We start from the raw sequence: 23,613 nt of genomic DNA, 5'->3' as shown, positions 1-23,613 counted from the left end.
TGTCCGGTCGGGCGTGCGGCGGCGTGGGCGGCGCGGGACCGACGTCGGAGGCGCGGGCCGGCCTGAAGGCCGACGTCAGCAGGCGCAGCCCGGCCCGGTTCGGTCGGCCCGGCTCGGCCGGTCCGGCTCGGCTCGGTTGTGTTTCGGCTTCACCCCGTCTGTCCGGTCGGGCGTGCGGCGGCGTGGGCGGCGCGGGACCGACGTCGGAGGCGCGGGCCGGCCTGAAGGCCGACGTCAGCAGGCGCAGCCCGGCCTGGGACCGATGTCAGCAGGTATGGCCCGACCCGAGGTCGACGGCAGCAGGCGCGGGCCGGGCCGACGCCGACGTCCGGTAAGCGCGGGCTGGGTCGGCCTGTTCGACCTCGAATCGGACGGGCCGCAGTCGGCATTGATCGGCCAGGCGGCGGACCTGACGACTGCGGGCCAGGGGGTGCAGCGTCATGGGCGGCAAATGATGCGCGTGGCAGGCAGATCCTTGCGAAGCGGAACACCTGTTCGCTCTACGAAAACGCACCTGAGGACATGCGTCTGCGGGCGTGGCAGGCCGTGACTGCGTGCGCCTCGACGGTCCGCTCGCGCCCGAATGCCCAGCACGGAAGCGGCCGGCGAGGAACGCCGGCGGGTGCGTGATCCGGAAGAGTTTCTGCTGACAGGGCGGCAAGAGCTCTTCCGGATCATGACGGGGGAGGGGGTCAGCGGTCGGCGCGGCGGGCTACGAAGCGGCGGACGCTGATGGCGCGCATGAGCTTGTCCCAGCCTCGGCCGAGCCAGAGCGACGTGGAGCTGGCGCGCTGGGCGGTGGCCGAGCGCCAGCGGCGCAAGACCGACGGGGGGAGGACGACCGCCAGGATGCGGGTCTTGCGGCTGGCCCGGGCGGCGAAGGCCGACCGCACCTCGTCGACCGCGGTGCGGAGCTCGCCGCCGGTGAGGGGGGTGCGGGCGTACCGGGCGTGCTCCTCGACGGTGCTGAGGAGGCGGACGCCGTCGGCGGCCTTGTCGCGGAGGCGTTCCTTGGTGACGAGGCGGTTGACCGTCGCTCTGGGGGTCTCGGCGTCGTCGGTCGGCACGTGGTAGTCGACCATCGTGTCGGTGAGCTCGTCCCAGGCGTGGTGCGCCGTGGAGCGGGCCACACGGTCGTCGCCGACGAGGACCATCACGCCGGGCTCGGCGACGTCCGGGGACGGGCCGGTGGCGGCGCCCGCGGTCTGCAGGCGGTTGCGGCGGGTACGGCCGCGGGTGAGGGCGGGTGACAGGAGCAGCCCGGCGACGAGCAGGATCCCGAGGAGCCAGCCGCCGACGACGGCGAGGGTGGCGAGCACCGAACCGGTCTCCTCGGTGCTGCCGGTGCCGGTGTTGCCCGGGTTGTTGCCGACGTCGCCGGCGGCGCCCTGGTCGACGTCGCTGCTCGGCTGCTGGCCGGGGCGGGGCTTGTCGTTCTCGTCGATCACGTCGGAGTTGTCGGTGACGGCGTTCGGCATGTACGACGTGGCCACCGAGCCGCCGATCGCCTGCGGCGGGGTCGCGTCGAAGGGGAGCCAGCCGTAGCCCTGGAAGTACACCTCGGTCCAGGCGTGTAGGTTGAAGTTCGTGAGCGTCATCGTCGCGCCCTGGCGGGTGCCGCCGCGGGCGAAACCGAACGCGACCCGGGACGGGATCTTCGCCTCGCGGAGGAGCCAGCCGAAGGCGGCCGCGTACTGGGCGCAGTAGCCGCGCTTGTTCTTGAGGAAGTCGGCGATGGCGGAGCCGTTGGTCTCGGCGCCGGTGGCCGTGTCGTAGGTGAAGCCGTTCGCCTGCGAGAAGTACTCCAGGATCGCGGTGACCTTGTCGTACTGGGTGGTCTTGCCCTTGATGAGCCCGGCGACCGTCTCCTTGACCACGGTGTTGCCGGGGACGGTCGTCGTGCCCCGCAGCGCCGGGTCGTTCTCCTTCAGGGCGGGGGCCTTGCGCAGGTCGTCCGGGGTGGGGTCGGCGCGCGTGTACTCGACCGTGTACTTCTTCTTCGCCGTGGTCTGCTTGCCGGAGTACACGACGGTGGTGAGCGGGTCGAACGACCAGTTGTTGTCGATCTTCTCCAGCTTCGTCGGCCACGTGTAGATCGGCAGGAAGTAGATCGCCAGCTCGTTGGTGATCTCGATGCTGGCCTTGTGGGTGCTGGTCTTGACCGACGAGTCCCAGCCCGGGCCGGGCAGGCCGGAGCCGACGGTCTTGCCGACGTTGATCGGCTTGGCGTTGAAGCCGCGGCTGGTGAGCTCCTCGAGCACGTTGAAGCGCAGGTAGTACGGATTGGGGTCGTTGTCGAGGTTGGTGACCTTGACCATGTCGAACGACTTGTCCCGGTTGAGCTGGCCGGAGAGCAGGGCGAACATGCTGACCTGCTTGCCGTTCTTGCCGCCGGGGCCGATCCCGCCGCCGCCACCCGCGCCGGCGCCGATCGAGTCGATCACGCCGGCGGGCATCGCGAACGGCACGAGCGGCAGGATCACCGCGGCGAGGACGCCGACCGCGCCGAGCCGCTGACCGGCGGCCGCGAGCGGCGAGGGCTCCCACAGGTCGACGTCGCGGCCGTCGCCGGTGAAGCGGCGGCCGAAGCGGCGGACCCGGTCGACGTTGTCGGTGACCAGCAGCCACAGGAACCCGATGGCGCCGAGCGCGAACCAGAACCAGTTGGTGCTCTCGGTGGTGACGGTGACCGGCACCGAGTAGATCGCCAGCATCGGCAGGCCGGCGAGCGCGGGCCGGCGCAGCACGACCGCGAACAGGTCGACGACGAGCGCGACGACCGCGACCCCGAGCGTGGCCAGGAACAGGAACCCGGGCCGGTTGCCGACCGGCGTCGCGAACTCGCTCATCTCGGTCGACGCGGTGCTCAGCAGCGAGCCGAAGTGCTTGATCGTGCTGGGGGACGGGATGATCCCGATGAACTCGTGCGAGCTCGGGTACAGCCAGGTCAGGCCGAACAGCGCGGCGACGGCCATCGCGGCCGACGGCGCCCAGGTGGGCGCCCGCAGGCTGCGGACCAGCATGGCCACGCCGCACATGGCGGCCACGACGAGGAACGCCCGGATCGCCCAGGTGGTCTCCTCGAAGACGTTCATGAGCGGCAGCGCCGACAGGAACGCGGAGCCGGCGGCGATCAGGGTCAGGTGCTTGCGCTGGTTCACCGCACGCCTCCGGCGACGCTCTCCGCCGACGCGGCCCGCCAGGCGAAGCCCTGCGACCCCCGTCCGGCCTGTGGCCACAGTGCGGGGAGTTTCGCACCGTGCGGCACCTCGACGACCCGCCACCCGCTGCGCAGCAGCGCGAGGGAGGCGACGCCGTGGGCCTTGTCGGACTCCTCGCGGGCCGCGGTCGGCAGGTTGAGCCAGGTGGAGGAGTCGATGAACAGGGCGACGCAGGTCGCGTTGTTGGACCGGAACCCGGCGAGCAGCTCGGCCTCCGCCGACGACAGCAGCCCGAAGATGCCGATGATCAGGCCGCCGTCGCTGCGCCGGCGCACCCGGTCGATGAGGGTGCCGATGTCGCCGCGCTGCGCGAGCCGTACGTCGGCGAGCTGATCGAGCAGGGGACCGTCGCCGTCGATCTCGGTCGCGTCGACGTCCACGCCACCGTCGGTGACCAGGCGCATCTTGTATCCGGCGTGGCGCAGGTGGACCGCGACGCTGGCGGCCGCCGACACCGCCCACTCGAAACTGGCGGTCGGGCCCTCACCGCGGTGCGCGGCCGAACGCGTGTCGAGCACGACCGTCGCCCGGCTCTCCCACGGCTGCTCCTCGCGGCGCACCATGAGCTCACCCGTGCGGGCCGTCGAACGCCAGTGGACGCGGCGCAGGTCGTCGCCGTAGCGGTACTCACGGGTCGCGGCGTCGTCCTCGCCGTGCACGGCCACCGACCGGGCCCGGCTCTCACCGGAACCGGCGAACTCGCCGGCGAGCCGCACCGACGGCAGCGGCACCACCTGCGGGATGACGGTGAGCCGGTCCACCGACGGGAACGCCCTGGTCAGCTCGCACAGCCCGAACGGGTCGGTGAGCCGCACGACGAGCGGGCCGACCTCATACCTGCCGCGGACGTCGGCGCGCACCGTGTAGGCCACGGAACTGGCCTGGTGCGCGCCGAGCTTCTCCAGCACCAGCCGCGGCCGGCTGCCCAGCGCATACGGCAGCCGGTCCTCCAGCAGCATCGTGCCGGTGGGCAGGCGGGACAGGTTCTGCAGGCGCAGGATCACCCGGGCGCTGGCACCGACCTGGACCCGGTGCGGGTCCAGGGTCCGGCTGCACGACAGCCGGTAGCGGGTCCGCCCGACGTAGGCGGCGGACAGCAGCGGCAGCGCCGCGAGCAGCACCGCCACCCGGAGCAGGTCACGCTCGCCGAGGATCAGCGCCGCGATGAGGGCCGCTGCGGCGGCGGCCAGGAAACTACGGCCCCGTGTGGTGAGCCCCCGCAGCGCCTCGCGCATGCTCAGCGACCTCCGAACTGCTGCCCGCGCGGCGGTGTCGCCCTGTCGGCGGGTCTCGTGTCATACGGCGAACGCGGCTGCCGGTCCGACGGCAGGGGCAGGCGGTGGACCAGCTCGGCGATGATCGCGTCGGTGGTGCGCCGGGACAGCTGCGCCTCCGCGGTCGGGATGACCCGGTGGGCGAGGACCGGCACGGCCAGGGCCTGCAGGTCGTCGGGGAGCACGAACTCGCGGCCCTCGAGGGCGGCGACGGCGCGCGCGGTGCGCAGCAGCTGCAGCGTGGCGCGGGGCGAGGAGCCGAGACGCAGCTCGCTCGACTCGCGGGTGGCGGTGACGATGTTGACCGCATACTGCTTCACCGCGTCGGCGACGTGCACGTCGCGGACGGTGGCGATCATCCGGCGGACCTGGGAGGCGTCGGAGACGGGGAGGATGTCGTCGAGCGCGTCGTGGCGGCCGTGCACGTCGAGCATCGCGAGCTCCGCACCCATGTCCGGGTAGCCCATCGCGATCCGGGCGGTGAACCGGTCGCGCTGCGCCTCCGGCAGCGGATAGGTGCCTTCCATCTCGATCGGGTTCTGCGTGGCGATGACCATGAACGGGACCTGCAGCGGGTAGGTCGCGCCGTCGACCGTGACCTGCCGCTCCTCCATGCTCTCCAGCAGCGCCGACTGCGTCTTCGGGGAGGCGCGGTTGATCTCGTCGCCGACGACGATGTTCGCGAACACCGCGCCCGGCTTGAACTCGAAGTCGCGTGTCTCCTGGTTGTACACGCTGACACCGGTGACGTCGCTCGGCAGCAGGTCCGGCGTGAACTGGATGCGCCGCACCGAACAGTCGATGGACTTCGCCAAGGCCTTGGCGAGTTTGGTCTTGCCGACGCCGGGAACATCTTCGATGAGGAGGTGGCCCTCAGCGAGCAGCACGGCGAGCGCGAGCCGCACGGTGGCGGTCTTGCCCTCGATGACCTGCTCGATGTTGGCGACGATCGCATCGGTCGCGGCGCGGAACTCCGGGCTGGGAAGTGGGGCCCCGAGCTCCTCGAACGTGCGGTGCCTGGTCAACTGGCCTCCTCGTGTCCTGCTGTGGCCACCGTCAGGTGATAGACCCATAGGTGAACCGCCCGGTTGCACGAATTGGTTGGCAAGCCGAGCCGTCTGTATCCCCTCAGGCTAGCCGGGGAATTCACAGCGCGCCGCACGGGAAACCGTCATTGCGGACATCACGGTCGTGACTGTCCGCGACGTTTTTCCGGCGGGCGCGCGGCGAGCCGCACGTACCCCCGCAAATGTTCAACAAACGGATCTGCCGAGATGCGCGCGGCGCCGAACCTGACCAGACTGGGCCCGTGGACGAGGGGCAGTTCCTCAACGATCGCTACCGCCTGAGCGACCGTCTCGGCGAGGGCGGCATGTCGGTGGTGTGGCGCGCCCACGACGAGGTCCTCGGCCGCCACGTCGCGGTCAAGGTCCTCGCCGGCCCGTTCGCCGCCGACGCCGGCTGGCGCCGCAGGATCCGCGTCGAGGCACAGGCCGCGGCAAGCCTTTCGCACCCGAACGTCACCAATGTGTACGACTACGGCGAGACCGCCGAGGGCAACCCGTTCGTCGTCATGGAACTGCTGCGCGGCCCGACCCTCGCCGAGCGGCTCGCCGCCGGTCCGCTGCGCCCCGCCGCCGCGATCCGCGTCGCGGCCGAGGTCGCCGCCGGGCTCGCCGCCGCGCACGCCGGACGGCTCGTGCACCGCGACGTCAAACCCGCCAACGTCGTGCTCACCCAGGGCGCGGCGAAGCTCGTCGACTTCGGCATCGTCGGCATCGCCGACGACCAGGACAGCGGCCTCGACGCGAACGGCGGCATCCTCGGCACCCCCGCCTACCTCGCGCCGGAGCGCCTCGTCGGCGACGACGCGGTGCCCGCCAGCGACGTCTACGCCTTCGGGCTGCTGCTGTACCGGTGCCTCACCGGCCGCCTGCCGTGGGACAGCGAGACCACGACCCAGATGGTGCGCTCGCACGTGACCGTCGCGCCGGAGCCGCTGCCGGACCTGCCCGACGTGCCGCCCGAGGTCCGTGAGCTGTGCATGCGGTGCCTGGTCAAGGCGCCGGCCGCCCGCCCGTCCGCGGAGGAGGCGGCGGCCGTCCTCGCCGCGGCGGCCGGCATGTCGCCGCGCCCCGCCGCCGAGGAGTTCCACCTGGCCCCGGCGGCCGCCGCGCCCGCGGTGGGCGCGACCGGCGGCGCGGACCCCGGCGACGCCACCGCCCCCGTCGGCAGGACCACCCCGGCCGGCGACGACGCCACCGAACTGGTGACCGCCGCGGCCCATACCGGCGACGACGCGACCGACCTGGTGGCAGCCGCGGCTCCGGCGGCCGGCGACGACGCGACCGGTCCGGTGACGGCGACGGCGGGACGGACGCCGCCCGGCGAAGGCGCGACGGACGTGATCGGGGACGACGCCGGTGACCGGCGCCGGGTCCTGGCCGGGCTCGCCGTCGTGGTGGCGGTCGCGGCGCTGCTGGTGACGTTCGCGCTGCACCAGCCCACCGACGTCCCGCTGGCGGTGGCCGAGGCGGCCCGCGGCAACCCCGCCGGCGCGGCCGGCGCCGCCCCGTCACCCTCGGACAGCACCCCGGCGTCCGGCGAGCCCACCCCCGGCACCGCCACCGTCACCCCGGGTGAGCCGTCGACCGGCGCCGGGGGGCCGCCGCACGGCAACAACGGCGGCCCGGGCAACGGCGCACCGGGCAACGGCCGCCCCGGCAACGGTGCCGGCGGCTCCGGCGGTACCGGCGCGAACACCGGAAACGGGAACACCGGGGGAGGCCCGCCCAGCACCGGCAGGCCGATCAGGATCAGCACCCTCGGCGGAGTCATCGTCGCGGTCTGTGCCGGGAACCAGGTCAACGTCACCGGCGCCGAACCCGCCGCCGGCGGATCGCTGGTCGACCTGCAGTCCGGCCCGCGGGGCAAGTCCCGGGTGGAGTTCAACCTGGCGGGGACGCGGCTGCGGTTCGAGGTCCGCTGCGTCGGTGGGGTACCGGTCGCCACCCCCGGCTGAAACGCGCTGCGGGTGTCCGCCTGCCCTGCGGTACACTCCGAGACATGACATGGGCTGTCCGGCTTCTTAGCGAGCCGTGCTGACGCACCGACTGCGTCCGCACGGCGACCCCTCCTGCGTGAGGGGTTTTTTCATGCCCGGACAATGCTGGAATCCGATTATGAAGGCGGCGAGGAGCTCATGAGTGAGGCAGTGACCGACGGAGCGGTCGACATCCCGCCCTACCGTTACACGGCGGGGATGGCGGCGGACATCGAGGCGTGCTGGCAGGACTACTGGTCCGAGCACAGCACCTTCTACGCGCCGAACCCGGCGGGCCCGCTCAGCGACCCGAACCACCCGCGCGCCGGCGCGCCGAAGCTGTACGTGATGGACATGTTCCCCTACCCGTCCGGTTCGGGGCTGCACGTCGGGCACCCGCTGGGGTACATCGGCACCGACTGCTACACGCGGTACTTCCGCATGGCCGGCTACAACGTGCTGCACCCGATGGGGTTCGACGCGTTCGGCCTGCCCGCCGAGCAGTACGCGGTGCAGACCGGCACCCACCCGCGGATCACGACCGAGGCCAACGTCGAGCGGTACCGCGGCCAGCTGCGCCGGCTGGGGCTGGCCTACGACGACCGCCGCAGCGTCGCGACCACCGACACCGAGTTCTACCGCTGGACCCAGTGGATCTTCCTGCGCATCTTCAACTCCTGGTTCGACACCTCGCAGCAGAAGGCCCGGCCGATCGAGGAGCTGATCGCCGCATTCGAGTCCGGCGAGCGGGTCGTCGAGGACGGGCGCGCGTGGGCCGACCTGTCGCCGGTCGAGCGGCGCGAGGCGATCGACGGGTTCCGCCTGGCCTACATCTCCGAGGCACCGGTCAACTGGTGCCCCGGCCTGGGCACCGTCCTGGCCAACGAGGAGGTCACCCCCGACGGGCGCAGCGAGCGGGGCAACTTCCCCGTGTTCAAGCGCAGCCTGCGGCAGTGGATGATGCGGATCACCGCGTACGGTGACCGGCTGCTGGACGACCTGGAGCGGCTGGACTGGCCGGAGAAGGTCAAGACCATGCAGCGCAACTGGATCGGCCGGTCCCGCGGCGCGCACGTCGACTTCGCCACCGGCGGCGGCGCCCCCATCCGGGTGTTCACGACCAGGCCCGACACGCTGTTCGGCGCGACGTACATGGTGCTGGCGCCGGAGCACTCGCTGGTCTCCTCGCTGGTCCCGGACGCGTGGCCGTCGGACATCCCGGACGTCTGGACCGGCGGGCACGACACGCCGGGTGAGGCGGTCGCCGCCTACCGCGCCTTCGCGGCCGGGAAGTCCGATGTGGAGCGACAGGCCGAGGCGAAGGAGAAGACCGGCGTCTTCACCGGCGCGTATGCGGTCAACCCGGTCAACGGCGCGCACATCCCGGTGTTCATCGCCGACTACGTGCTGGCCGGCTACGGCACCGGCGCGATCATGGCGGTGCCCGGCCAGGACGAGCGCGACTGGGCGTTCGCCGAGGTCTTCGATCTGCCGATCATCCGCACCGTGCAGCCCACCGACGGCTTCGAAGCCTCGGGAGGCAAGGCGTTCACCGGCGACGGCCCGGCGGTCAACTCGTCCTTCCTGGACGGGCTGGGCGTCACCGAGGCCAAGGCGAAGATCATCGACTGGCTGGAGGCCGAAGGACACGGCGTCGGCGCCATCACGTACCGGCTGCGGGACTGGCTGTTCAGCCGGCAGCGGTACTGGGGCGAGCCGTTCCCGATCGTCTACGACGCGACGGGCCTGCCGATCGCCCTGCCGGAGTCGATGCTGCCCGTCGAGCTGCCCGAGGTCGAGGACTTCTCGCCGCGGACCTTCGACGTCAACGACGCCGACAGCATGCCGGAGACGCCGCTGTCGCGCGCCAAGGAATGGGTCGAGGTCACCCTGGACCTGGGCGACGGTCCCAAGCCGTACACCCGCGAGACCAACGTCATGCCGCAGTGGGCCGGCTCGTCCTGGTACGAGCTGCGCTACCTGGACCCGTCCAACAAGGACGACCTGGTCGACCCCTCCAACGAGCGGTACTGGATGGGCCCGCAGCAGCCCGGCGACGTCGGCGGCGCGGACCTGTACGTCGGCGGCGTCGAGCACGCGGTGCTGCACCTGCTGTACGCCCGGTTCTGGCACAAGGTCATGTTCGACCTGGGCCACATCAGCAGCGAGGAACCGTTCCGGAAGCTGTTCAACCAGGGCTACATCCAGGCGTACGCGTACACCGACTCGCGCGGCGTCTACGTCCCGGCCGAGGAGGTCGAGGAACGCACCCCCGGACAGTTCTTCTACAAGGACGCGGCCGTCAAGCGCGAATACGGCAAGATGGGCAAGTCGCTGAAGAACGTCGTCACACCCGACGAGATGTGCGAGCGGTACGGCGCCGACACCTTCCGCGTGTACGAGATGTCGATGGGTCCCCTGGACGTGTCCCGCCCGTGGGAGACCCGCGCGGTCGTCGGCGCGCAGCGCTTCCTGCAGCGCGTGTGGCGGCTGGTCGTCGACGAGCAGACCGACGCCACCCGGGTGGCCGACGTCCCGCTGGACGACGAGACCCGCCGCCTGCTGCACCGCGTCATCGCCGGCGTACGCGTCGACATCGAGGAGATGCGCTTCAACACGGCGATCGCCAAGCTGATCGAACTGACGAACCGGGTCACCCAGGTGTCCGCGGACGGCGCGCCCCGCGAGGTCGTCGACCCGCTGGTGCGGATGGTGTCACCGTTCGCGCCGCACCTGGCCGAGGAGCTGTGGCAGCGCCTGGGCAACGACTCGTCGATCGCCTACGCCGACTTCCCCGTCGCGGACGAGGCGTTCCTGGTCGCGGAGACGGTGAAGTACCCGGTCCAGGTCAACGGCAAGGTCCGGGGCACGTTCGAGATCGCCGCGGACGCGGCCGAGGACGCGATCCGCGAGGCCGCCCTGGCCGAGGTCGAGGCGCAGCTGGCAGGAAAGACCCCCAAGAAGGTCATCGTCGTCCAGGGCCGCATGGTCTCGATCGTCGTCTGACAACCGGCCGCTCGTGCTCCGTGGCGCATTGTCGCGGAGCATGAGCGGCCGGTGAGAGTCGCGAGATCGATTAGGACGGCGGGTGTAAGGTCTTGGAAAGCGGTCAGACCGGCACCGACCTGGTCCTTTGTCCGGCAAGGGTCGGCATTCCCGCCCGTCCCGGCGCGCCGCATTCGAGGGCGGCACGGACGCACCCGCGCGTTGGTTGTCGAGGACGGCGGCGAGGGCGTTCGGATGGGGCCGGGGCCGTCGATCGGCTCCCTTGCAGCCGCCGCCGCTGCCTGCCTGGATGGTCATGCCGGCCGCCTGGGTGCACACATTCGTCGCGCCGCTGCTTGATGCCGCCTCGCACCGATCAACGCCGCGCGGTTGAGGTCGCGTGGTTTCGGCGATGTACGAAGCCGCCTCGCTCAGGTGGGCGAGGCGGCTTCGGGTGTTCGGCGCGTTACTTGTTCGCGTTACTTGTTGAGGACGGCGGCGAGGCGTTCGTCGCGCAGGCGGGTCGGCCAGCGGTCGTCGATGGGCTCCATGGTCATGCCGGTCGCCCAGCGCAGCAGCAGGTCCGCGATCCCGGGGTTGCGGGCGAGTGCCGGCCCGTGTGAATACGTGCCCAGGATGCGGCCGTGCCACGCGCCCTCGGAGCGGCCGTCGTTGCCGATGCCGGCGGTGACCCGGGCGAGGGGGCGGACGCCGGCGCCGAGGTGGGTGCGGCCGCCGTGGTTCTCGAAGCCGGTGAGGGTCGGCAGGCCCAGCGACGGGTCGCACTCGCCGGCCAGCTCGCCGACGGCCCGGCTCTCGCCGCGGTCGGAGTCCAGGTCGAGCAGGCCGAGGCCCGCGCACTTCGCGCCCTTGGCGTAGAAGGAGTTGCCCATCAGCTGGTAGCCGGCGCAGACGGAGAAGATGGTCGCGCCGCGGTCGACGGCGCGGCGCAGGCCGCCGTCGGCGATGAGCCGCTGCGCGGCCAGGGCCTGGGGGCCGTCCTCGCCGCCGCCGATGAGATACACGTCGCCGTCGGCGGGCACGGCCTGGTCAGCGCGGACCTCGGCGCACTCGACGGGCAGGCCGCGCAGGTCGGCGCGGCGGGCCAGGATCAGCAGGTTGCCCCGGTCGCCGTAGGTGGACAGCAGGTCCGGATACAGCCAGATCAGGCGCAGGCGCGACTCAGTTGACACGGTCCAGCTCCGCTCTGATGTCCTGGAATGCGGTGTAGTTGGCGATGACCTCCAGGCGGCCCGGCGGGATCACCGTCAGCGCCTGGGAGAAGCTCTTGACGTGCTCGAAGGGCACCTCGTTGACTTCCAGGCGCACGGCGAGGTCCATGGCCCGGTCGCCGGTGACGAGGACCCGCCGCCCGCGCAGCGGGGAGAAGTCGACGTCGTAGAGCCACGAGGTGTCCAGGCCGTCGGGGTCGCGGGCGTTGATGGACAGCAGGGTCGGCACGTCGTCGGCCATGTCGAAGGCCTCCAGCCAGCCGGCCGGGTTCTTCGACAGCAGCAGCCGCACGACGCGGCCGTCGCGCTCGACGACGGCATACCGGCCGGCGATCGAGGCGACCTTCGCCAGCTCGGGGACGGCCTTCGCCGGTGGGACGCCGAAGTGGGCGGCGACGGCGAGCGCGGTCGCGGCGTTGGCGCGGTTGACCCGGCCGGGCAGCTGCAGCTCGATGTGGTGATAGGTGCCGGTGTTGTCGACGACGCCGTCGCCGGAGACGGCCCAGTGCGGCACGGGCCGGCTCAGGTTGCCCGCGACGCAGGCCCACTGCTCGCCGGTGCGCTCGATGGAGGCACCGCACTCGGGGCACACCCACGAGTCGTCGTGGAAGCGCTGGCCGGCGGCGACCCAGGTGACGGTGGTGCCGGAGGCGACGGCCTTGCCCGCCGCCCACACCACCATCGGGTCGTCGGCGTTGGCGACGAGGTGCAGGTCGCGGCCGGGCAGCGCGTCGCGCCACAGGGCCGCCATCATCGCGACCTCCTTGGCCCGGTCGAGCTGGTCGCGGCTGAGGTTGAGCAGCGCGACGACCTTCGGGCGGGTCGCGTCGAGGACCTGCTTGAGGTAGTGCTCGTCGACCTCGAGCACCGCATACGGCGTGGCGCCGGCCTTGGCCAGGGCCGACGTGTGCCCGGTGGGCATGTTGGCGCCGAGGCCGTTGGTGGCGACGTCGCCGAGCACGCCCATGGCGGCCGCGGTGAGCCGGGTCGTCGTGGTCTTGCCGTTGGTGCCGGAGATCAGCGCGATCTCCCGGCCCGCGGCGAGCTCGGCGAGGAGGTTGGGGTCGACCATCAGGGCGATGCGGCCGCCGATGACGGAGCCGTCACCCCGGCCGGTGGCACGGGACAGTGCGGCAGCGCCGCGCGACAACGATGTGGCGAGCTTCGCCCGCATCGGGAGCTTGTGGTCCGTCATCTCACTTCCACGGTCGTGCGGCGTCCTGTGATGCGATGCGCCAGACCCTACCTGCCACCGGCGAGCGACCCAACGGGCGCCACTCACTCCGCCGGTCGTCCCAGAACGCTCCACTTCCCTCCACCGCGAAGCGGCGCGACCTTAACGGAGCCATAAAGCAGCGGTAAAGTCCGACCTCATGGGCGTTTTGTCCATAATTTACACCAGCCGAACCGACCGGATGGGTGACCGGTCGGCCGAACGTCCTCCACCGGCCTCCACCCCGTTTGACGTGGGATTTCTTCACGCACGCCGATGTCACTTCCGGTGTTTTCTCGTTGACGGTGGAGGGAAGTGGAGTACAGTGGAGCGCGATGGCGGAGCCGGGGGGCTCGGCCGGCCCCGGGGGGACCGTTCGCGGTGGGAAGGGGTGGATGTCGATGTTTCTCGGCACCCACACTCCTCGCCTGGACGACAAGGGCCGGTTGATCCTGCCGGCCAAGTTTCGGGATGAGCTGGCGGGAGGTGTCGTGATCACGAAAGGGCAGGAACGCTGTCTTTACGTGTTCCCCGGCGCCGAGTTCGCCCGGATCGCCGAGCAGCTTCGTGCGACACCGATGACCCACAAGGCCGCCCGGGCCTACAGCCGGGTGTTCTTCGCCAGTGCTCACGACGAGGTCCCCGACCGTCAGGGTCGGGTCACCATCCCGCCGCATCTCCGCGAGTATGCCGGGCTGGACCGCGAACTCGTCGTGATCGGCGCGAGCACCAGGGTGGAGATCTGGGACCGGCAGGCCTGGGACACCTACCTCGCCGAAAGCGAAGACGACTTCGCCGGCATCGAGGAGGGGGTGCTGCCGGGCGGGCTGTGAGGTCCAACTGCAGACACCCAGTCGACCGCCGTACCGCGAGCTCTCCAGCCGCTCCAAGGTCCTGACGCCACTTCCCCGGCGCCAGGGCGGAGTGGGCGGATGGGGAGCTGGCGGTACGGCGCTCGTGCACTACAGAACGAAGAGCATCCCAGCGACGTGAATCACGATTCAGTTCAGCGGAGCGCGGGAACAGCAACGTTTTCAGCACGACGGCGGGCCGCGAACCCGCCGCGGTAGGGGGTCGACGATGGGGGAGCGGGACATTCACGTTCCCGTGCTGCTCGAGCGCTGCCTCGAGCTGCTCGCCCCGGCGTTGGACCGCGAGGGCGCGCTGCACCTGGACGCCACGCTCGGGCTCGGTGGCCACGCCGAGGCCGTGCTCCTGGCGCATCCGGCGGTGCGGCTGCTCGGGCTGGACCGTGACACCCAGGCGCTGCGCCTCGCGGGGCAGCGGCTGGAGCCGTTCGCCGGCCGGACCCGTCTCGTGCACGCCGTCTACGACGAGCTCGAGGACGTCCTGGACGGCGAGGGACTGGACGGTGCGCTGTTCGACCTGGGGGTGTCGTCGATGCAGCTCGACGACGCCGGGCGTGGGTTCGCCTACGCCCAGGACGCGCCGCTGGACATGCGCATGGACCAGACGCGGGGCGTCACCGCGGCCGAGGTGGTCAACACCTACAGCCACGGCGACCTCGCCAGGGTCCTGCGGGTGTACGGGGAGGAGAAGTTCGCCTCCCGGATCGCGCAGACGATCCTGCGGGAACGCGCCAAAGGGGAGCTGAACTCCTCGGCCAGGCTGGCCGAGATGGTCAGGGACTCGATCCCGGCACCGGCGCGGCGGACCGGGGGCCATCCGGCCAAACGCACGTTCCAGGCGCTGCGGATCGAGGTCAACGGCGAGCTCGCCGTCCTCGAACGGGCGCTGCCGGCGGCGCTCGACGCGCTCAAGCCGGGCGGGCGGATGGTCGTGCTGTCGTACCACTCGCTCGAGGACCGCCTGGTCAAACAGGCGATCGCCGAGCGGAGCCGGTCGACGGTGCCGGTCGAGCTGCCGTTCGAGCCGGCGGGCAGCGAGCCGGTGCTGCAGGTGCTCACCAGGGGAGCCGAGCTCCCCGACGCGGCCGAGGTGGCGGCCAACCCGCGGGCGGCGTCCGTGCGGCTCAGAGCCGTGCAACGCAGGCCGTCGGCGGATCGCAAGACGCAGTAACAAGGCACGACCTCTGGGGGAGGTGTGAGATGAACGTGACGACACTGCCGGCCGACCGGCCGCGCAGGACTCAGCAGGGTGCATCGCGGTCGGGGGGCCGGACCACGGAACGCCGCGCTGAGCAGGGCAACGACGCGCCGACCATCGGCGCGACGGCGCTCCAGCCGGAGCGGGGGACCACCCAGCCGGCACCGCAGGGCCGCCCGGCCCGCGACGAGAAGCGGCCACGGCTGCGGGTGGCACCGCCCGCGCCGGTCAGCGCACCACGCGCGCCGTTCGTGGCGCTCGTGCTCGTGCTGGTGCTGCTCGGCGTGATCGGCATCCTCGTGCTCAACACGCGGATCGCCGAGAACGCGTTCAGGCTCGACGCGCTCAGGACGAAGCAGAGCACCCTCGACCGCGACGAGGAGCGGCTGCGCAGCGACCTGGCCAACAAGGAGTCGCCGGTGACGCTCGCGTCGCGGGCCAAGCAGCTGGGTCTCGTGCCGACGCGCACGCCGGCCTTCCTGCTGCTGCCGGACGGGACCAAGCTGGAAATGCCGGGCCCGAGCAAGTAAGCCAACTCAACAACGGGAAGTTGCAGGATCATGGCTGGCGACACTCCTGATCGGCGGGGCAGCACCGAGCGGCGCGGGGGCGCCGGGCGGGAGGCCGGTCGCAGCAGTGACGCCGGCCGGCAGCGGACGGGCGGTCGCGCCGGCGCGGGGGGTGCCGGTGCCGCCGCCCGTTCCCGTGCCGGCACGGACCCGCAGGCCGAGCCGCCGGTGCGCGGCACGATGTCCGAGGCGCGCCGCTACACGCCCCGCGGGCGTTCGGTCCGCGACGCGTCGGTCGACCACGGCGGCACGGGACGGGGCGACCCGTTCCGGCCGGCCCTGGAGGTGCTGCAGGGCGGCCGCACGGACACGGGCCGCCGCGCGGCGGGCCGCGCCGCCGACTCACCCAGAGGCGCAACCAGAGACGCGCAGCGAGACACGCGCAGGGACGCGTCCAGGGACGCGCCCAGGGACGCGTCCAGGGACGCGCCCAGGGACGCGTCCAGGGACGCGTCCAGGGACGCGTCCAGGGACGCGCCCAGGGACGCGGCAGACCGGCAGCCACCCCGGCGGCAGCCCAACACGCAGGCCCGGACCGAGGCCGGCGGCCAGCAGCTCAGGACGCAGGCCCGGGCGCCGCAGCGGGCCCACCGCACCGCCACGGACGTCGACGCCGACCCGCGCGCGACCCGGACCAGGGCACCGCTGAAGCGGGCGACCCCGGGGCGGGGCGGTCGCGCGCCGGTACGGAAGACGACACCGGTCCTCAAGCCGCGCAAGCAGAGCCGGGTCAGGGTGCCCCGGCTGCCGCGCGCCACCCGCGCGCCGAAGCTCGCCGAGCCGCGCCGCAGGCTCCGCCTGGCGACGGTCCTCGCCCTGCTCATGTTCGGCGCGATCGGCATCCGCCTGGTGCAGCTGCAGCTCACCGACGCCAGCGCCTACGCCGCCGAGGGGCTCAAGGACCGGCTCGTGCACGAGGTCCTGCCCGCGTCCCGCGGCGCGATCCTCGACCGCACCGGCAAGATCCTCGTGCACTCGGTCGAGACGCGCTACGTCGCCGCCGACCCGCAGGTGATCAAGAACCCGGAGAAGACCGCGGACGAGCTCTTCGCGATCCTCGACCGGTACGGCGTGCTGCGCTCCGACCTGGTCCGCAGGCTCACCCCGCACAAGGCCGCCGACGGCAAGACCGACGTCCGGTTCGAGTACCTCGCGCACCAGATCGACATCGAGGACGGCGACCGGATCAAGGCCCTCGGCTACGGCGGCGCGCTGCGCGTCGACCGCGACGAGCGCCGCCACGTGCCTGGCTACGACCTCGCGTCCAACGTGATCGGCTACACGAGCAAGGCCGACCTGTCCGGCCAGCTCGGCATCGAGAAGGCCTACAACGAGCAGCTGCGCGGCGTCGACGGCATGCACACGTACGAGCACGGCGAGGGCGACCTCGACAAGCCGCTGCCGCAGGGCGTGCTGGAGCTCAAGCCGGCCCGCCCGGGCAGCTCCGTCGAGCTGACCATCGACGCCGACCTGACGTTCTCGGTGCAGAGCGCGCTGGCCGCCAAGATGACGGCGCTCGGCGCGAGCTTCGGCACGGCGATCGTGATGGACGCGAAGACGTCCGAGGTGATGGCGATGGCCAGCTACCCGTCGTTCGCCGCCGCCGACCCCGGCAAGTCGCCGCCGGAGCTGCTCAAGGACCAGTGCACGGCCACGGTCTTCGACCCGGGCTCGATCCACAAGGCGATCGTCATGGGCGCGGCGCTGCAGGAGGGGCTGATCACGCCCACCTCGACGGTGACCGTGAACTCGAAGGTGAAGAAGGGTGACACCACCTACACCGATCACCCGCCGCAGAAGGACGGCACGGCGATGACCATCCCGGGCATCCTCGCGCTGTCGTCCAACGTGGGCACCATCGCCGTCGCGGACATGCTCGGCAAGGACAAGCTGTACGAGTACCAGCGCAAGTTCGGTCTCGGTCAGCGCACCGGCGTCGGCCTGCCGAACGAGTCCCCGGGTCAGCTCCTGCCGCCGGGTGAGTGGACCGGCTCCAGCCCCGGCTCGATCCCAATCGGCAACGGCGTGGCGACGACGGCGATCCAGATGGCCGCCGTCTACGCCGCGATCGCCAACGACGGCCTGTGGGTGCAGCCGACGCTGGTCCGGAAGATCATCGCGCCGGACGGCAGCCAGACGAAGCCGGCCGCGCAGCTGACCCGCCGGGTCATGGACCCGGTGCACGCTCAGGAGCTGCGCACCATGCTGGAGGGCGTCACCACGCTCGACGACGCGACCGGTCACCAGGCGGCGATCCCCGGCTACCGGATCGCGGGCAAGACCGGCACGTCGAAGATGCCCCAGGACGGCGGCTACGCCCCGGGCGACGTCGTGTCGTTCATCGGCATGGCGCCCGCGGAGGCGCCGCGCTACGTGGTCGCCGTCACCGCGCACGTGCCGGGCGGGGCCGGCGGATCGGTCGCCGCACCTTTGTTCAAGGAGTTCATGGCCCTCACCCTCAGCAACTTCGGGGTGGTGCCGACGGGCACCGAGGCGCCGAAGCTGACGATCTACCCGTGACACCGACTCTGCTACTTCCCGGTGGGACGGGTAGGGTCTGACCCCGTGCCCGGCTATCCCCGTCCGAGGAATGTCCGCCCTGTGCTCGCCGTCGAGCTGGCGGCTCTCGCAGGTGCGCCCATGGCGGCGCAGGACGGCGAGGCCGCCGTCACCGGTGTGACCCACAGTAGTTCCGCGGTGCGTCCTGGTGACCTCTACGCGGCGCTGCCGGGGGCGCGGGTGCACGGCGCCCAGTTCGCGGACCAGGCGAGGGCGGCCGGCGCGGTCGCGGTCCTCACCGACCCGGCCGGCGCGGCCCGGATCAGCGGCCTGCCCGCGATCGTCGTCGACGACCCGCGCGCGGCGCTGGGTGGCATCGCCTCGCACGTCTACGGCGAGCCGACCCGGCAGCTGACGACGATCGGCATCACCGGCACCGCCGGCAAGACCTCGACGGCCTACCTCATCGAGGCCGGGCTGCGGGCCGCCGGTCAGGTCACCGGCCTCATCGGCACCGTCGAGACCCGGCTCGGCGACCTCACGATCGACAGCGCCCGCACCACGCCCGAGGCGACGGACCTGCACGCGCTGTTCGCCGCCGGCCTGGAGCGCGGCGTCGAGGCCGTCGTCATGGAGGTCTCCAGCCACGCCCTGGAGCTCGGCCGGGTCAACGGCGTCCGGTTCGCCGCCGCCGGGTACACGAACTTCGGCATGGATCACCTCGACTTCCACCCCGACGTCGAGTCGTACTTCGCGGCGAAGGCCCGCCTGTTCGACGGCCGCGCCGCCACCGAGATCCTGAACCTCGACGACGCGCAGGTGATGCGGCTGCGCAAGCCGGCGTCGTGGACCTACTCGGCGGCCGGCTACTCCGCCGCGGACTTCCGCGCCACCGGCATCGCGCCCGACGGTTACGGGCAGCGGTTCACGGTGTCCCGGCACGACTTCTCGATCGCCTCCGGGGTCGGCCTGCCCGGCCGGCACAACGTCGCCAACGCGCTGCTCGCCATCGCCGCGCTCGTCGCCGTCGGGGTCGACATCTCGGTCGCGGCGAAGGCCGTCGCGCAGGCGCCCGGCTCACCCGGCCGGATGGAGCGCGTCGACGCGCCCGGCGACGTCCTCGGCGTCGTGGACTACGCGCACAAGCCCGACGCGATGGTCGAGGTCCTCGCCGCGCTGCGGACCCTCGCCGCGTCCCGGGGCGGGCGGGTCATCTGCGTCGTCGGCGCCGGCGGCGACCGCGACCGGGGCAAGCGGCCGCTGATGGGGCGGGCCGCCGCGTTCGGCGCCGACCTGGTCGTCGTCACCGACGACAACCCGCGCACCGAGGACCCGGCGTTCATCCGGTCGGAGGTCCTCGCCGGCACCAAGGGCGGCACGGCCACGGTCGTCGAGGTCGACGGCCGCCGGGCCGCCATCGACCACGCCGTCGCGCAGGCCGGACCGGGCGACGTGGTGGCGGTGCTGGGCAAGGGCCACGAGCGCGGCCAGGAGGTCGGCGGCGAGGTGCTGCCGTTCGACGACCGGGTCGAGCTCGCCGCGGCGCTGCGGGCGGCCGCCGCATGATCCCGTTCACCGTCGCCGAGATCACCGCCGTCGTCGGCGGCACCCTGCACGGCGGCAGCGGGGACGCGGTCGTCGACGGCCCGGTGGAGTACGACTCCCGCAAGGTCGCCCCCGGCGGGCTGTTCGTCGCGTTCGCCGGCGCGAAGGTCGACGCGCACGACTTCGCCGCGAAGGCGGTCGCCGACGGCGCCGTCGCGGTCCTCGGCAGCCGGCCCGTCGACGGGGCGCCCACGATCGTCGTCGAGGACCCCCGCGACGCCCTCGGGCTGCTCGCCCGCGCCGTGATCGACCGGCTCGGCGACCGCCTCACCGTCGTGGCGGTTACCGGCTCGTCGGGCAAGACGAGCACCAAGGACCTCATCGCCGCGCTGCTGCGCACCGCCGGTCCGACCGTGGCGACGCCCGGGTCGGAGAACAACGAGCTCGGCACCCCGTACACGGTGCTCAAGGTGACCGCGGCCACCCGGTTCCTGGTCCTGGAGATGGGTTCGCGCGGCGCCGGGCACCTGGCCTACCTGTGCGGCATCGCGCCGCCGGACGTGTCCGTGGTGGTGAACGTCGGCACGTCGCACATCGCCGAGTTCGGCTCCCTGGAGGGCACCACCCTGGCCAAGGGGGAGCTGGTCGAGGCGCTGCGCCCGGACGGGCTCGCGGTCCTCAACCCCGACGACCCGCGCGTCGCCGGGATGGCCGCCCGGTCCGCGGCCCCGGTCGTGTTCGCCGGGGAGGCGGACGCCGCCGCCGTCAGGGCCACCGGCGTGACCGACCTCGGCCGCGGCCGGTTCGGGTTCACGCTGCACCTCCCGGGCGCCGACCCGGTCGAGGTGCGGCTCGACGTCGCCGGGCGGCACCAGGTCGGCAACGCGTCACTCGCCGCTGCCGTGGCGTCGCACGCCGGTGTGGATCCGGCGACGATCGCCGCCACACTCGGCGATCTAGATGGCTTGTCGACCCGAAGGATGGATGTCTTCGACCGTGCCGACGATGTCACGGTCATCGACGACTCGTACAACGCCAATCCGGCGTCCATGGCGGCGGCGCTCCGGGCGCTCGTCGCGGTGGCCGGCGGGCGGCGGATGATCGCGGTGCTCGGCTTCATGGCGGAGCTCGGCGAGTATGAGCGAACCGCACACGAGGAGGTCGGTCGCCTCGCCGCTGAACTCGGCGTCGACCGTCTCGTGGTAGTGGGCGAGCAGGCCGCGCCGATCCTGCACGGTGCGTCCGTCGTGGCGAGTTGGGGAGGAGACCCGGTGCTCGTGACCGATCAGGAGGCCGCCGTCGCGCTGCTGCGCGCCGAGCTGCGGCCCCGCGACGTGGTCCTGGTCAAGGGATCCAGGTACCGGACGTGGGACATCGTCGACGCCCTGCGGGTAGAGGCGGCGGCCAAGTGAGGGCTGTGTTCGTCGCCGCGTTCGTGGCGTTCCTCATCTCCCTGTTCGGCACCCCGATCGCGATCAGGTACTTCACCCGGCTCAAGGCCGACCAGCCGATCCGCACCGACGGGCCGCAGGGGCACCTGGGCAAGAAGGGCACGCCCACGATGGGCGGCGTGGTGTTCATCTTCGCCACGCTCATCGCCTACACCGGCGGGCACATCGCGCTGACCACGCTGCCGGACAAGCAGCTGCGCCCGAGCGGGCCGACCGCGACCGCGGTGGTGCTGCTGGGCCTGTTCGTGTTCACCGGCCTGCTCGGCTTCCTCGACGACTACCTCAAGGTCGCCAAGCGCAACAGCGACGGGCTCAACAAGCGCGGCAAGCTCATCGGCCAGGCGCTGATCGGCGCGATCTTCGGCGCGATCGCCCTGTACGTGCCGGCGAAGCAGACCGGCGACGCGGTCGTCACCACGGTCGCCAGCCCGAAGCTGTCGTGGGTCCACGACATCGACTGGCTCAACATCACCAAGGTCGGCGCGGTCGTCTTCTTCGTGTTCGTGGTCATGTCGATGTCCAACGCGGTGAACCTCACCGACGGTCTCGACGGCCTCGCCACCGGCACGTCGATCCTGGTCATCGGCAGCTACATGGCGATCGCGTTCTGGCAGTACCGGCACTGGTGCGCCGACCCGGAGTACACCGCCAACTACTGCTACGACGTGCGCGACCCCCTGGAGATGGCGCTGATCGCCGGCGCGGCCGTCGGGGCGCTGGTCGGCTTCCTGTGGTGGAACACCTCACCCGCCCGCATCTTCATGGGTGACACCGGCTCCATGGCGCTCGGCTCGCTCATCGCCGGGCTCGCCATGGCCACCAAGACCGTGCTGCTGCTGCCGCTGATGGGTCTGCTGTTCTTCATCATCGTCATCACGTGGATCATGCAGATCGGCTCGTACCGCACGACCGGCAAGCGCATCTTCCGGATGGTGCCCCTGCAGCACCACTTCGAGCTGGCCGGCTGGAGCGAGGTCAACATCGTGGTCCGCTTCTGGATCATCGCCGGGCTGGGCATGGCCGCGTCGCTGGGCCTGTTCGCCGCCGACTTCCTGCGGGTGATGAGCGGCTCCGGCTGACGCCGGGACGCATCGACGCATCCGACACGCCGGGATCCCGTGGTCGAAGGACCGCGCGGGTCCCGGCTGCATGATGGTCCCCATGCGGGGCGATGGGGAGCAGGACACGGCGGCACCGGGCACACCGGCACCGGCACCGGCACCGGCGCAAACGGCACCCGCGCCGCCGGGCAGCGGCATCCTCGGCTGGTTCGACGCGCTGCGGGGGCTGCTCGACCGGCCGCTCGCCTCCTACTACCTGCTGCTGTCCAGCGTCGGCCTGCTGGTCTTCATCGGCCTGGTCATGGTGTTCTCCGTCACCGGCGTCGACAACTACGCCAGCACCGGCAGCCCGTTCGGCTCCGTGGTCAAGCAGACCGCGTTCGCCGTCGTCGGCCTCATCGCGTTCTGGGTCTGCCAGCGGCTGCCGGTGCGCACCTTCCGGGCCGTCGCCACGCCGCTGCTCATCTCCGCGTTCGTCCTCATGGGCTTCGTCGACCTGATGGGCTGGCTCGCGTCCAGCCGCACCCCGCCCGGCGGGGAGGTCCAGGCGATCCGGCTCGGGCCGATCTGGGCCGAGGACCTGTGGCTGCACCTCGGCGGCGTCCAGGTGCAGCCGGCGGAGCTGGCGAAGGTCGCCCTCGTCGTCTGGGGCGCCGACCTGCTGGTGCGCAAGGGACGCACGATCCTGTCGTGGCGGGAGCTGTTCATGCCCCTGCTGCCGGTCACCGTCGTGCTGCTGCTCCTCGTCGGGTACAACGACCTCGGCTCGATGATCTGCCTGGTGGTGCTCTTCACCGGGCTGCTGTGGGCGGCCGGGGCGCGGCTGCCGGTCTTCGCGTGGCTCGGCGGGCTCGGGCTCGCCGGCGTGATCGCCCTGATCGTCCTGCCGGCCGAGAAGGACTACCGGCTCGCCCGCATCAAGGTCTTCTTCGACCCCTCGATCGACGCCGACGCGACCGCCGGGCGCTACCAGTACCTGCGCGGCCTGTGGGCGATCGGCAACGGCGGCTGGTTCGGCGTCGGGCTGGGGGAGAGCCAGCTGAAGTGGGGGCGGCTGCCCAACGCGCACAACGACTTCATCTTCGCCATCGTCGCCGAGGAGCTCGGCGTCGTCGGCTGCCTGGTCGTGCTCGTGCTCTTCGGCATGCTCACCTACACGGGGCTGCGGATCGCCCGCCGGGTCGAGGACCCGTTCCGCCGGCTCGTCGCCGCCGCGATCACCATCTGGTTCGTCGGGCAGGCGATCATCAACATCGGCGGCGTCACCGGCCTCATGCCGATCACCGGCCTGCCCCTGCCGTTCATCTCCGACGGCGGCAGTGCCCTGGTGGTGGCCCGGGGGGGGGGGGGGGGGGGGGGGGTCCCGGACCCCGAACCAGAAACCCACTCCACAAAACCACACACCCCCCCCCCCCTCAAAAAGGGGGGGAGCACCCTCGGGACTTTTTTTCCC

15 protein-coding genes are annotated in these 23,613 nt (G+C 72.0%); 10 read left to right on the top strand and 5 right to left on the bottom strand.

The window, feature by feature from the left end; translation table 11 throughout:
• Positions 1–692 precede the first annotated feature (692 nt).
• The 3 genes from ACZ6TV_RS30110 to ACZ6TV_RS30100 are packed head-to-tail and all read right to left on the bottom strand — an operon-like array spanning position 693 to position 5,520.
• Entirely contained in the window at positions 693–3,161 is a 2,469-nt protein-coding gene (locus ACZ6TV_RS30110; RefSeq protein ID WP_465300655.1) for a transglutaminase TgpA family protein, read from the bottom strand.
• On the bottom strand, positions 3,158–4,456 hold the full coding sequence (locus tag ACZ6TV_RS30105) for a DUF58 domain-containing protein (RefSeq protein ID WP_465300654.1): 1,299 nt from the start codon (positions 4,454–4,456) through the stop codon (positions 3,158–3,160). The genes ACZ6TV_RS30110 and ACZ6TV_RS30105 overlap by 4 nt, the downstream gene beginning before the upstream one ends.
• A gap of 2 nt (positions 4,457–4,458) precedes the next feature.
• A complete protein-coding gene (locus ACZ6TV_RS30100; RefSeq protein WP_465300653.1) occupies positions 4,459–5,520 on the bottom strand; it encodes an AAA family ATPase in 1,062 nt (353 codons plus the stop codon).
• Positions 5,521–5,804: 284 nt separating this feature from the next.
• Here ACZ6TV_RS30100 and ACZ6TV_RS30095 point away from each other — a divergent pair, with 284 nt between their 5' ends.
• Together ACZ6TV_RS30095 and leuS are read left to right on the top strand one after the other, a co-directional pair.
• Complete coding sequence (locus ACZ6TV_RS30095) at positions 5,805–7,517, top strand: serine/threonine-protein kinase (RefSeq protein ID WP_465300652.1); 1,713 nt, start codon at positions 5,805–5,807, stop codon at positions 7,515–7,517.
• A gap of 180 nt (positions 7,518–7,697) precedes the next feature.
• Entirely contained in the window at positions 7,698–10,544 is a 2,847-nt protein-coding gene (gene leuS / locus ACZ6TV_RS30090) for a leucine--tRNA ligase (RefSeq protein ID WP_465300651.1), read from the top strand.
• 458 nt (positions 10,545–11,002) lie between these two features.
• Here leuS and ACZ6TV_RS30085 read toward each other — a convergent pair whose 3' ends face one another.
• On the bottom strand, positions 11,003–11,716 hold the full coding sequence (locus ACZ6TV_RS30085) for a type 1 glutamine amidotransferase (protein ID WP_465300650.1): 714 nt from the start codon (positions 11,714–11,716) through the stop codon (positions 11,003–11,005).
• On the bottom strand, positions 11,706–12,950 hold the full coding sequence (locus ACZ6TV_RS30080) for a MurT ligase domain-containing protein (RefSeq protein WP_465300649.1): 1,245 nt from the start codon (positions 12,948–12,950) through the stop codon (positions 11,706–11,708). Before ACZ6TV_RS30080 ends, ACZ6TV_RS30085 begins: the two co-directional genes overlap by 11 nt.
• Positions 12,951–13,369: 419 nt before the next feature.
• Here ACZ6TV_RS30080 and mraZ point away from each other — a divergent pair, with 419 nt between their 5' ends.
• The 8 genes from mraZ to ACZ6TV_RS30040 form a co-directional block, all read left to right on the top strand.
• Complete coding sequence (gene mraZ, locus ACZ6TV_RS30075; RefSeq protein ID WP_344504031.1) at positions 13,370–13,801, top strand: division/cell wall cluster transcriptional repressor MraZ; 432 nt, start codon at positions 13,370–13,372, stop codon at positions 13,799–13,801.
• Between the two features lie 247 nt (positions 13,802–14,048).
• A complete protein-coding gene (rsmH, locus tag ACZ6TV_RS30070) occupies positions 14,049–15,008 on the top strand; it encodes a 16S rRNA (cytosine(1402)-N(4))-methyltransferase RsmH (RefSeq protein ID WP_465300648.1) in 960 nt (319 codons plus the stop codon).
• Between the two features lie 29 nt (positions 15,009–15,037).
• On the top strand, positions 15,038–15,565 hold the full coding sequence (ftsL, locus tag ACZ6TV_RS30065; RefSeq protein WP_465300647.1) for a cell division protein FtsL: 528 nt from the start codon (positions 15,038–15,040) through the stop codon (positions 15,563–15,565).
• Between the two features lie 30 nt (positions 15,566–15,595).
• A complete protein-coding gene (locus ACZ6TV_RS30060; protein WP_465300646.1) occupies positions 15,596–18,124 on the top strand; it encodes a peptidoglycan D,D-transpeptidase FtsI family protein in 2,529 nt (842 codons plus the stop codon).
• A gap of 45 nt (positions 18,125–18,169) precedes the next feature.
• Positions 18,170–19,669, top strand: a complete 1,500-nt coding sequence (locus ACZ6TV_RS30055) for a UDP-N-acetylmuramoyl-L-alanyl-D-glutamate--2,6-diaminopimelate ligase (RefSeq protein ID WP_465300645.1) — start codon at positions 18,170–18,172, stop codon at positions 19,667–19,669.
• Positions 19,666–21,060, top strand: a complete 1,395-nt coding sequence (locus ACZ6TV_RS30050; RefSeq protein WP_465300644.1) for a UDP-N-acetylmuramoyl-tripeptide--D-alanyl-D-alanine ligase — start codon at positions 19,666–19,668, stop codon at positions 21,058–21,060. Before ACZ6TV_RS30055 ends, ACZ6TV_RS30050 begins: the two co-directional genes overlap by 4 nt.
• Positions 21,057–22,178: a phospho-N-acetylmuramoyl-pentapeptide-transferase gene (gene mraY / locus ACZ6TV_RS30045; RefSeq protein ID WP_465300643.1), complete on the top strand. Its 1,122-nt coding sequence runs from the start codon at positions 21,057–21,059 to the stop codon at positions 22,176–22,178. Before ACZ6TV_RS30050 ends, mraY begins: the two co-directional genes overlap by 4 nt.
• A gap of 82 nt (positions 22,179–22,260) precedes the next feature.
• A partial coding sequence (locus ACZ6TV_RS30040) for an FtsW/RodA/SpoVE family cell cycle protein (RefSeq protein ID WP_465300642.1) occupies positions 22,261–23,613 on the top strand: 1,353 nt, incomplete at its 3' end.

Source organism: Dactylosporangium sp. NPDC051087 (genome assembly GCF_055586325.1).
The sequence above is the reverse complement of the archived record's forward strand: the minus strand, read 5'-3'. Positions and strand labels throughout refer to the sequence as shown.